Source organism: Balneola sp., from assembly GCA_002694685.1.
In the GTDB taxonomy this organism is placed as follows: domain Bacteria; phylum Bacteroidota; class Rhodothermia; order Balneolales; family Balneolaceae; genus Gracilimonas.
This window is the reverse complement of sequence record NZMW01000016.1, coordinates 145,860-157,656: the sequence shown is the minus strand read 5'-3', so window position 1 is coordinate 157,656 and position 11,797 is coordinate 145,860. Positions and strand designations below refer to the sequence as shown.

The window sequence follows — 11,797 nt, the reverse complement described above, 5'->3', positions numbered from 1 at the left end:
CGCTGAGTCAATGCCTTTAAAACTAAAAGAGGAAGATGGGTTAGCCAAGTGAAACATCTAAAACCATCATCACAACAAAACCGATCATTAGTCCCATTGTAGCAAGGTCCGCATTTCCATGATGCTGACTTTCTGGGATCAACTCCTCAACAACCACGTAAATCATGGCACCGGCAGCAAAAGCAAGAGCATAAGGTAGAATAGGTGTAATAAATATAACTGCCGCAGCACCAATTACTGCTGAGATAGGCTCCACAATTCCAGAGAATTGTCCATAGTTGAAACTTTTAAATCTGCTAAGTCCGTCTCTTCTAAGGGGCATTGAAATTGCAATACCTTCTGGGAAATTCTGGATTCCGATTCCAATTGCCAAGGTTATAGCTCCGGCAACAGTAGCACCGCCTACCATGTCTAGTCCAAGACTCGCAGCGCCAAAGAGTACGCCAATAGCTAAACCCTCAGGGATGTTGTGTATGGTGATGGCCAAGACAAGCAGTGTTGCCCGCTTCCATTTTGTGTCAGGCCCTTCAGCTTCATCACGAGGAAGCCCAATATGAAGGTGAGGAACGTAGGCATCACAAATTCTCAAGAACAAACCTCCGATAAGGAATCCTACTGCAGCTGGAATCCAGCCGATCATATCCTGAGCCTCTGCGAGTTCAATTCCCGGAATGATAAGGGACCAAACACTGGCCGCAATCATGACACCGCCGGCAAAGCCCATCATGAAATCCAGAAGCTTGTAATTAATTTCTTTGGTAAAGAATACAATAGCGGCGCCAAGCGAAGTTACTGCCCAAGTAAAAAGCCCGCCACAAAGTGCTTGTATAATGGGATTAAGTTCGAAGAACCAATTTGGGATAAAATCCATTTTGTTTTTATTTGGAATATATGATTTTGCAATGACTTAATAAAAATTTAGTTGAGGCTAATATTTATATTAAATTATTTTCAACTTACTGGAGGTATAATTTTCCTACATTCTAATAATTGAATAAAGCACCCAATGAATAATAATATCGCAGCTTTTAAGGAGCCTATTAAGGAAGGGTTAATTCGAATTCTTTTACGGGTAGATAGCATAGAGTGTGAAGTTGAGAATGATGCTCCTGATTTTGTAGATGCGAGAGAAGACCATCCACTGTTAACGATTACCCCAGAAACCGATCTTAAAGATTTAACGGATGTTTTTTCAAATAACTTCAAATTAGTACTGAATAAAAGGAAGGCTTCGGACGATACTTTATTTTGGGACATGGAGCAGGGAGGCGTTTGGTTTGATATACAGATGGATGATGTGAAAGAAGTCTGGCTATCAGAATTTCACTTTTACCTTAAAAGTGAAAAACCAAGATATCTGGCCTACTATCTAAAGAATGTTGAGCATCATATTGAATGGCTGCAGCCGGATGCAAAGTCAGGAGAGATAAAGTCACTAAGTAACTTCAAGAAAAGATACTCACCTCCGCCTGTCAGTGAAAAAGATGTTTACTCAGGTTCTGAAATTTTGAAGTGCGCTGATATGTTAGGAAGAGCTATCAAGAAAATTGACCTTAGGACAAAGGAAGCTCTTGTAAAGTTTAATACCGAAAAAGGAAATTTGGAGCCGGTGTTAATCGGTATTGCAGATCGGCTGGGATACACGGTTAAAGTTCTCGAAAAAGAAGTGATTAGTAAAGAAGCCCAAAAGGGCAACAGCGTAAGCCATTCTATATCTCTTAAATAAAAAAAGCCGGAAAACCGGCTTTTGTAATTAGAATAAGAGTCAGTTCTGTTACATCTGCTGTTTCCAGAAGATAATTCCGCCGGCTTGTTTACCGGTTTCCACAACATCTACTCTTTTCAAAGTTTCCAGGTTGATGATGTCAACCGAGCCGGGCTCTCCGCCGATTCCTTCCACAGAAATAAAAGCATATTTGTTATCTGCAGATATGGCAACACCGTGACTTACTTTTCGGCTATTCTGAATCTTAGCAAGTTCCTTTCCTGATTTTAAATCCCAAATTCCTGTAGCACCCTCGCCTTTATAAGTAACAACGAGCATCTCGCCGTCATGACTTACTTCAAGGTTGTAAGGAGCTTTTCCCGTATCCCAGCGGTTGGTTATTTCCCATTTATCGGTATTGATTTCCAGGACTTCATCAGAACCATTAGCTGCCACATAAACCATGGAATTGGTTGGGTGAGGGTCAGCCCATGTTGGCTTTTCGACAGGTTTATGCATCTTCATCTCGCCATGGTTCATAGAGGAATGATCCATATTTGAATGATCAGAACTCGCAGACATCTGTTGGTTCATGCCATTTTCAGAAAGCTTTAGCCGGCGTATTACTTCCAGAGTCTCAGTATCAATTTCCATGAGTTCGTCGGTCATCATAGAAACATGATACTGACGGGTTCCGGAGCTATTAATTCGGGAGCCGTGAGGCATAATTCCGGTTTCAATATCATCGAGGCGAATCATGGTTTCGGGTTCGATGACAGAAACAGTGCTTGGCTCCATATCACCGTGCAGGTTGAAGTTCACTACATAAAGGAGTCCTGTAGCTGAGGATATTTCCATACTTGCTGGAAAGAGTCCTAACTCAACCTCGCCAACAAATTCGTTGGTTCCGGTTTCGAATTTCCAAAGCTTACCGTACGGCATTCCGTGAGCGATACTTACAAACCAGTGGTCACCATCCGGTGAAACTGTAAGGCCGTGCGGTCCTTCATTTTCCTGAGGCCAGGTGCCCACTTCGATGGTCTCAGCTATTTCACCTTTTTGAGACTCAGCATCAAAATGAACCAAATGCACCTGATCATCTGATTCTGCAGCAACATATATATAGTAATCTTGAGCAAAGCTGTTGGAGGTTCCTGCTAACAGAAATCCCCCAAACATCAATGCAATAAAAGCTCTCTTAAACATCATGATATAGTCTAGAATTATCCTTCTTAGTTGGTTCCCTGCTGTGGTCTGTCCACGAGCTTTATAGCCCATAAACCGGAGTTCCAGTCAGAGATAAAAATATGGCCTTTGTAAGGCTGTGGTCCCCAGGTAAACGGAGCATTAGGAACAATAGCATCCGCGTGGGTTGGTTCGAATTTTGCGATTTCACGTCCCTGATCATACAGGTTTCCCATCAGTTCACCAGAAATATCCACGATGCGAAGGCCGGCATTGTAATAGGCTACAAACAGAAGATCTCCAACTACCCAAAAGTTATGCGTTCCGGCTTCAGGAACTTGGTAGCGAGCTACTTCTTTAGGCTGATCCCATGAATCAAACTTGATGAAATGAATCCAGCCTGCAGCAGCAACAGGGTTATTACGCGTAGGCAGGCCGTTCGGGAACGACTCATCACCAGCAATAACATAAAAGTCTCCGGTCGACTCGCTCTTGAAAGGGAATGCCGCATGATTACGTCCACTTGGGTAAGCATAACTTCCAAGTTTTACAGGATTCTCAGGAGAACCACCTGCTGCGCCCATTTCACCTTCTTGCTGGCCAATATCTACAGCAACAACGCCGTCACTCCAGTTAGAGGAATAAGCGATTCCGTCTTCAATCCACACGTCATGGATCGAATGTCCAGGGGTATCGAGTTCAAATCTGCCAACTGTTTCCGGATTTTCAGGATCCTCAATATTGATGATATCATATCGTCGACCGTTGTTCACAGCATACACATGATTATCATAAATAAAGGCGTTGTGCACACCACCGGTTAAGCCCTCGTTGTATTCGGAAAGAATTTTAACTTCACGCGGGTTACTCACGTCCAGCACAACCATTCCGTTTTTACGGTTTGAAGCCCCTTCACGAGTGATAATGCCAATGGTGCCGTCTTCAGAGATCTTCACGTCATTCACGGTACGTGCATCAACTCTGACGGTATCAATAGGGATCATGTTTGAAGGATCAGTAACGTCCCAGAAATAGGTATCGCCACTAGCACCCCATGTTCCTGTGATCGCATAATCGCGTCCGTCAACACCTTCCCAAACCCAAAGGTCAGAGGTGTGAACATCTAAAACTTCGCCATGCCCAACAAGCTCAACATCCTGAGCTACATCACGATCGCGAACTCTTATAATCTGCTCTTCAAAAACATTACCTGATCGGGCTGTAAGTGTAAAAAGTCCCGGTTTGTTAGCAACAAATTTTCCGTTTTGGGAAACCTGTCCTTCTGCGCCTTGACCTAAATCATCATCAGGCTGAGCAGTGTATGAGTAGGTAATCGGGACATTTACTTCATTCCCATTACTTCCTAATGCTTTTGCGTTGAAGTTGATGACATCACCGGTTCTAACTTCTGTTTCCTCGTTACCAATAGTGATAGAAGCAGTAGGGTTGTTTTTTACGGTGATATTTAAAGTAGCTGATTTGCCTTCTGCTGTAGCAGTTATTTTTGCTTTACCCGCTTTCTGTGCTATGAGCTTGCCATGACTTACCATAGCAACCGACTGATTGTCGCTGGTAATTGTTAAATCAGGATTTTCACGTACCAGATCCATGGCATCAATTACATTAAGATGGAGGTCGGTAGTAGTTTTTGAGTAGATGTTTGAAGGAACATTGATGAACTCTACCTTCGCAATTGGAGGGTAGGGTACCATCACCTCAAAGTCTTTACGCACTCTTTCTTCACGAGGACCTGAGCGAAGAGCTATTACCGTGTAGCTTCCCGGCTTGTTCGCTTTCACATATCCATCCCGGCTAACTTCGAGGTCACCGCCATTGCGTGAATAAAACAAAATAGTGTCAGGAAGTGCTTCTCCTTCTTGAGTCATCAAAGTAGCTTTAAGTTGAAGCTCTTCTCCAACTTTCACTTCAACGGGGTCAGGCTCGATTACAATATTTAATGTGCTGGCATCCTGCGCCATTACGTTAGTTGCGCCAAGAAGCAGGATTGTGGCTAAAATTTTTAATGCATTTCCCATGATCAGGTAAAGTTTGTTAATGGATAGGTGGTTTTTTGCTAGACCTATAATAAATCAAAAAAAACTGAGAAAGGGAATAAATCAAAGTATCCATGAATGCCTTTTTAAGTTCATTTTTCCTTATTTTACAGAAGGCTATTTAATCAAGTGATATCGGAATTTTATCTTTGTCATTTGTTGTTGCAATCAATCCAAATCCAACTCATTTTTTTTATTTAGATGAATATTAATTTCGAGAAAGAAGTTTTTGCCCACCGCCATAATGGACCAACAAAGGAATCAACTCAAAAAATGCTTGAGGTCATCAAAGCGGATTCTGTTGACAAGCTTATTGATGAGACTATTCCAGAAGGAATTCGCCTCCCAAAAGCACTTGACCTGCCCAAAGCTTTAAGTGAAAATGATTTTCTTGCCGAGTTCAAGAAGCTGGCAAGTAAGAACAAGATGTATAAATCATTTATCGGGACGGGCTACTACGACACGCTCGTGCCGAATGTAATCAAGCGGAATATTCTTGAAAATCCGGGTTGGTACACCGCCTATACTCCTTATCAGGCTGAAATTGCACAGGGCAGATTGGAGGCGTTGATTAATTTCCAGACAACAGTTAGTGACCTGACCGGAATGGAGCTGGCAAACGCTTCTCTACTGGATGAGGGGACGGCTGCAGCCGAAGCAATGAGCATGCTCTACGGCCAGCGAAAAGGTAAAAAGAGAAAGGAAGCCGATGTCTTTTTTGTGTCGGAATTATGCCATCCTCAAACTATTGAAGTGATTGAAACACGCGCTGAACCAGTTGGGATTGAAGTTCAGGTGGGTAATCATCACGAGTTGGATGTGACCGATCCGAAGTTATTTGGAATTGTACTGCAGTACCCGGCAACTGATGGAACTGTTGAAGATTATACAAGCATTATTGAAGCTGCTCATGAGAACGATGTGTTTGCCGTAGTTGCAGCTGATTTGCTCAGCCTCACATTACTGAAAGCTCCGGGCGAAATGGGAGCAGATGTTGTTGTGGGTTCGTCTCAGCGATTTGGAGTCCCGATGGGATATGGCGGACCGCATGCTGCATTTTTTGCTACTCAAGAACAATTTCAGCGAAAAATACCCGGCCGCATTATTGGTGTGACTCAAGATGCCGAGGGCAAGCCAGCATACCGAATGGCTCTTCAAACCAGAGAGCAGCATATCCGCCGTGAAAAAGCGACATCGAATATTTGTACGGCTCAGGTTTTACTGGGTGTGATGGCAGGAATGTATGCTGTGTATCATGGCCCGGAAGGTTTGAAAAAAATTGCCTCCAAAGTACATGGCTTGACAAAATTAACGAAAGCCGGTTTAGAGAAGATGGGAGTGGAAGTTCAAACTGAAAACTTCTTCGACACTATCACCGTGAAGGCTGATACGGAAAAAGTAAAAGCTGCTGCTGAAAAGCATGAAGTGAATTTCAGATATACGGACGAAAATACCGTTGGACTTTCTTTTGATGAAGCTAAAAACCTGGAAGATGTTGAGTTGGTATTGAACATCTTTGCCGAAGCTTTAGGTACAGAAAACAGTTTCGATGTTCAGGTTGAATCCAAAAATGCTAAAGTTGATTATCCGGAAAATCTGGCTCGTAAGTCAGACTATTTAGATCACCCGGTTTTCAATCTGTACCACTCTGAGCATGAGATGCTGAGATATATGAAGCGTTTGGAGAACAAAGATCTGTCTTTGGTACATTCTATGATTTCACTCGGCTCTTGTACAATGAAGCTGAATGCCACAGCCGAAATGATTCCGGTTACCTGGCCCGAGTTTGGACAAATTCATCCTTTTGCACCACGGGAACAGGCGGAAGGATACACCCAGCTTTTTGATGAGTTAAATGATTGGCTGTGTGAAATTACTGGATTTGCAGGAATGTCATTGCAGCCTAATTCCGGAGCTCAAGGTGAATATGCCGGCTTGATGACCATCCGCGATTATCACCGAAATAATGGTGATCATCACCGTAATGTAGCTTTGATTCCATCATCTGCACACGGCACCAACCCCGCCAGTGCAGTTATGGCCGGAATGAAAGTAGTGGTAGTTGATACTGATGCTCATGGAAATATTTCCAGTGAAGACCTTGAAGCTAAAGCAGAGAAACACAGCGAAAATTTAGCTGCTCTGATGATTACTTATCCTTCTACACACGGTGTGTTTGAGCATAAAGTGAAAGACTTTTGTGAAATTATTCACAAACACGGCGGACAAGTTTATATGGACGGCGCCAACATGAATGCTCAGGTTGGCCTTACCAGTCCGGGCGAAATTGGAGCTGATGTATGTCACCTGAATCTGCACAAAACATTTTGTATTCCACACGGCGGCGGCGGACCGGGGATGGGACCTATTGGTGTTGCTGAACATCTGACTCCATTTCTACCTACCCATTCTGTTATTAAAACAGGTGGCGATCAGGCAACAACAACTATTTCTGCGGCTCCTTTTGGCAGTGCCAGTATCCTCACCATTTCATACGCATACATTCGCATGATGGGAAGTGAAGGACTTACCGATGCTACCAAGGCTGCGATCCTGAATGCAAACTACCTCAAAGACCGATTAAAGGATCACTACGAGATACTTTATACCGGCAAAACCGGACGTTCAGCACACGAGTTTATCGTTGACCTTCGTCCGTTCAAGCAATCAGCTGGTGTTGAATCTGTAGATGTTGCGAAGCGATTAATGGATTATGGATTTCACGCACCTACCATGAGTTTCCCGGTTCCGGGCACGCTTATGATTGAGCCGACCGAAAGTGAATCGGTTGAGGAGTTAGACCGATTCTGCGAAGCGATGATTTCCATCCGGAAAGAAATACAGGAAGTCGAAGACGGAAAAGCTGATAAAGAGGACAATGTTTTAAAGCACGCACCTCACACCCAGCGAGTAGTAATGGCAGAAGAGTGGTCCCGAAGCTACCCTCGTGAAAAAGGAGCCTTCCCACTTGAAGAACTGAAATACGACAAATTCTGGCCAACCGCATCTCGAGTTGATGACGCCTATGGAGACCGAAACTTAGTTTGTTCCTGTATTCCTATGGATGCATATGAAGAAGGAATTGAGGCGGTGGAATAAAGCACTTCGTCCGACGGCTCCAAGCCCGTCTGACGAATGGTTGGATTAGCACTTAATATCCTTAAAAACTGGTTACTGGTACTCGTAACCCCTTTACGTTAACGACAAGCTCACTTGTGATATACAAAACTCGCTCTGAACGCTCTGCGTCGGAGCGGAGAAGTTGAAAGCGAAATTCGATTCCTTTTTTCTGTTATTTGCCGTATTCGCAACCCCTCTTTGTTTCTCCCCTAAACTTAGGGGAGAAAACCCCTTGGCAAATTTTGTTTTTTTCTCTAATTCGGAGCAAATAGAACTCCCGAAATGTCATACCCGCGAAGGCGGGTATCTGGTTCTGCCAACAAGGGATAAATGCATTGTAGAAATGAAATACCTGATCGCATTTAACCTTTTTTTAGGATATCCTCATTTAAAACAAAAATGAGGATTACATGCGATTTTTAGTAATAGTGGTATTTTCAGTTCTTCCGTTCATGGCTTTTGCACAAGATGCAGCCACGGATATCTTTTGGCAGAATCTAAACGAGCTCTGTGGCAAAGCCTATACCGGAGAAGTTCTTGAAGCTCCGGCCGATGATGATTTCCGAACTCAAACCTTGGTCATGCATGTACGTTCTTGTGAGGAGAATGTAATACGGATTCCGTTTTTTGTAGGCGAAGATCGTTCCCGAACGTGGGTCTTAACAAAGACAGGCAACCGAATTCAGTTAAAGCATGATCACCGGCATGAAGATGGAACCGAAGATGAGGTCACCATGTATGGAGGGACATCAGCAAACGTAGGGTTAGAAACACTTCAAACATTTCCCGCCGATCAACAAACAGCTGAATTAATCACAGCCGCTGCCAGTAATATTTGGTGGATTTTAGTAATGCCTGATCAACATTTCACTTATAACCTTCGCCGAATTGGAACCGACCGCTTTTTTAGCATCCGTTTTGATTTTGATGATGAAACCGAGCTTCCGGAAGCACCATGGGGCTGGGAAGATTAAAGAATATAATCCCAAACTTGAGGTCAGTCATTTGGCGGCGAATGCCCGAAATCTAGTGGGTAGGTGGGGGTTTAGTTGTTCATTTCATACAAACAATCAGATTCCTGCCTTCGCAGGAATGACTTAGATCTTTATTGCAATAGTTCACTCTTTACACCCTCGATCAGAATGCTCTGCGTCGGAGCGGTTATAAAAATACTTAATGCCACTCAAGTAGGGTCAGTTACTCAGTGAGCTCATTATTTTAATATCACTTTCCAGGGTTCTGTGAACCGGACATTTTTTGGAAATTTCCAGCAGCTTATCTAATTGTTCCTGAGATAGATCACCTTTTATAATCAGCTCCTTCTCGATTGTGTCAATCTTACTTTTTGGGTCTTCACAGTTTTCACAATCCTCGTCGTGGCGTTTATTATGGCGTAATTCCAGATACACATCTTCCAGAGGCCATTTTTTACGATCGGCGTACATCTTCAAAGTCATAACGGTGCAGGAGCCCAATCCCATTAATAAATAATCATAGGGATCGGGTCCCAAATCGGTGCCGCCTTCAACATGTTCAGGCTCATCCGCAATCAGCTCATGCTTCCCGGCCGTAAGTGTTGTTTTAAACTTTTCATCTTTAGGCAGATGGATATGGACGATTTTTTGGGCGTTCTCTTCTTTCATATCAGAAATGTTAAATGATGAATGTTAAATTTTAAATGAACTTAACATTTAGCATTTAAAATTTAACATTCATAATTCCATAACAATCATCTAATCTATTCATAACAGTTGGGATAACTCAAGGTAACATACATAGCCGATCTTTTTAATCAATCATCATCTCCAGACTATGAAAAGATCACTCGATACGGTTGTTATATCTGATGTCCATCTCGGAACCATTGGTTGCCATGCTGTTGAGTTAATTCAATATCTAAATTCCATTGATCCCAAGAGAGTCATTCTAAACGGCGACTTTGTGGACATGTGGAACTTCCGCAAATACTACTGGCCTGAAGCCCACATGCATGTCATCAGAACGCTCATCACGATGATGACCAATGGCGTCGATATCTATTATCTGACGGGCAACCACGACGAAACCTTACGAAAAGTTTCCAGCCTGCAATTGGGTCCTTTATTCATTCGGGACAAGCTGGTACTTGAGATGAATGGCGAGAAAGTCTGGTTTTTCCATGGCGATATCTTTGACATCACCATGAAGCACAGTAAGTGGATTGCTAAGCTGGGCGGTCAGGGATATGAAATCCTGATTTTGATTAACCGCTGGATGAACTGGTTTTCTGAAAAGATGGGATACGGAAAGTTTTCTCTTTCCAAAAAGATCAAAGATGGCGTAAAAACAGCCGTCAATTTTATTGATGATTTTGAGGTGACCGCGATGGAGCTGGCCATCGAAGAAGGTTATGATTATGTGGTGTGTGGACACATCCATCAACCCAAAATACGAGGGTACGAAAATGAGCAGGGCTCGGTCATTTACCTCAATTCCGGAGATTGGGTCGAAAACCTCACCTGCCTGGAATACGATGGTTTTGAATGGAGTCTGTATCGCTATTCTGAAGATGCGGTATTGCAGGAAAATCCACGCATAAATCAACTCATGAAAACACACACTTTCGATAAAAAACTAATGATCGGATGAAAATACTGTACGGCATTCAGGGAACCGGACACGGACATATTAGCCGCGCACGGGTAGTGTTGCCCAAACTAAGAGAACATGCCGAAGTTGATGTGTTGGTGAGTGGATACAATTACAAAATGAATATTGACGGAGAGATTAAGTATAAGGCCCGCGGACTCAGCCTGACCTACGATAACAACGGCAGTATCGATATGCTGGAAACGGCGTTGAATATACACCCGATTAAGTTTCTTCAGGATTTGCAGGCAGTCCCCATTGAAGAGTATGATTTTGTAGTGAATGACTTTGAGCCCGTTACAGCCTGGGCCGCAAACGGGGCCGGAATTCCTTGTGTAGCCATAAGTCATCAGGCTTCATTTTTATCTGATAAATGTCCCCGGCCCGAAAAGAAATCATTGGTAGCTGAGCAGGTGATGAAGCACTTTGCGCCCTGTACAGCTGCGGTAGGTTCTCACTATTTGCGGTATGATGATTTCATAGAACCGCCCATTATCCGGAAACAAATTCGTGATTTGAAGCCGACGCTTGGAGAGCATGTAACGGTGTATTTGCCCGCATTTGATCATGAGGTACTCTGTTCAATTTTTAGTCAGATAAAATCGGTGATCTGGGATATATTTTCTCCAAGTTGTGAACTCGCCTACACGAAAGGGAATGTGAACATTCACCCTGTGGGCAAAGAGACTTTTTTGAATAGTATTGAAGGCTGTTTGGGCATTGTTTCTGCAACGGGATTTGAAACAACATCAGAGGCGATGTTTTTAGGTAAGAAGCTTCTCACCATTCCCATCAAAAACCAATACGAGCAGTTATGTAATGCAGCTGCTTTGAAGGAACTAGGCGGGAAAGTGATTTATGGAATGGATGAAAACTTCACCCAAAAAGCATCCGATTGGATTGATAATGGAGAGGTGTTGAGTTTAGCTGAAATTTCTGATGAAGAAGAGTTAGTTCAAAAAATATTAAGGGCTGGTTTAAGAGAGACTACTTCCCCACTTGTAGAGCAGGTAGTAGCTGCTTAGCTATCTTCAAGTTGTTGAAATTATATATGTTGTAAATCTAAAGTTGTAGAATTATACTGATGGTGCACCGTCAACTCATT

9 protein-coding genes are annotated in these 11,797 nt (G+C 43.1%); 5 read left to right on the top strand and 4 right to left on the bottom strand.

Annotation, left to right across the window (positions count from 1 at the left end; all coding sequences use genetic code 11):
* Nucleotides 1-40 precede the first annotated feature (40 nt).
* Nucleotides 41-871 carry a ZIP family metal transporter gene (locus CL667_15995; GenBank protein MAL19201.1) on the bottom strand — a complete coding sequence of 277 codons (831 nt, stop codon included), beginning with the start codon at nt 869-871 and terminating at the stop codon, nt 41-43.
* A 135-nt stretch (nt 872-1,006) separates the two neighbouring features.
* On the opposite strand from CL667_15995, the gene CL667_15990 reads away from it, so the two are divergent.
* The gene (locus tag CL667_15990; GenBank protein MAL19200.1) at nt 1,007-1,726 is read left to right on the top strand and encodes a hypothetical protein; all 720 of its coding nucleotides are present in this window, start codon (nt 1,007-1,009) and stop codon (nt 1,724-1,726) included.
* 48 nt (nt 1,727-1,774) lie between these two features.
* Here CL667_15990 and CL667_15985 read toward each other — a convergent pair whose 3' ends face one another.
* Nucleotides 1,775-2,911 carry a hypothetical protein gene (locus CL667_15985; GenBank protein MAL19199.1) on the bottom strand — a complete coding sequence of 379 codons (1,137 nt, stop codon included), beginning with the start codon at nt 2,909-2,911 and terminating at the stop codon, nt 1,775-1,777.
* Nucleotides 2,912-2,937: 26 nt separating this feature from the next.
* The gene (locus tag CL667_15980; protein ID MAL19198.1) at nt 2,938-4,926 is read right to left on the bottom strand and encodes a hypothetical protein; all 1,989 of its coding nucleotides are present in this window, start codon (nt 4,924-4,926) and stop codon (nt 2,938-2,940) included.
* 219 nt (nt 4,927-5,145) lie between these two features.
* Between CL667_15980 and CL667_15975 the strand changes: the two genes are divergently transcribed.
* Together CL667_15975 and CL667_15970 are read left to right on the top strand one after the other, a co-directional pair.
* Nucleotides 5,146-8,043, top strand: coding sequence for a glycine dehydrogenase (aminomethyl-transferring) (locus tag CL667_15975; GenBank protein ID MAL19197.1), 2,898 nt, complete (start codon nt 5,146-5,148; stop codon nt 8,041-8,043).
* Between the two features lie 431 nt (nt 8,044-8,474).
* Nucleotides 8,475-9,038 carry a hypothetical protein gene (locus tag CL667_15970; GenBank protein MAL19196.1) on the top strand — a complete coding sequence of 188 codons (564 nt, stop codon included), beginning with the start codon at nt 8,475-8,477 and terminating at the stop codon, nt 9,036-9,038.
* 219 nt (nt 9,039-9,257) lie between these two features.
* Here the strand turns inward: CL667_15970 and CL667_15965 are convergent, their stop codons facing one another.
* The gene (locus CL667_15965) at nt 9,258-9,707 is read right to left on the bottom strand and encodes an osmotically inducible protein C (protein ID MAL19195.1); all 450 of its coding nucleotides are present in this window, start codon (nt 9,705-9,707) and stop codon (nt 9,258-9,260) included.
* Between the two features lie 169 nt (nt 9,708-9,876).
* On the opposite strand from CL667_15965, the gene CL667_15960 reads away from it, so the two are divergent.
* Together CL667_15960 and CL667_15955 are read left to right on the top strand one after the other, a co-directional pair.
* Nucleotides 9,877-10,692 (top strand): UDP-2,3-diacylglucosamine hydrolase, encoded by an 816-nt coding sequence (locus tag CL667_15960; protein ID MAL19194.1) that lies wholly within the window; start codon nt 9,877-9,879, stop codon nt 10,690-10,692.
* Nucleotides 10,689-11,717 carry a hypothetical protein gene (locus CL667_15955; GenBank protein MAL19193.1) on the top strand — a complete coding sequence of 343 codons (1,029 nt, stop codon included), beginning with the start codon at nt 10,689-10,691 and terminating at the stop codon, nt 11,715-11,717. Before CL667_15960 ends, CL667_15955 begins: the two co-directional genes overlap by 4 nt.
* The last annotated feature ends 80 nt before the right edge of the window (nt 11,718-11,797 follow it).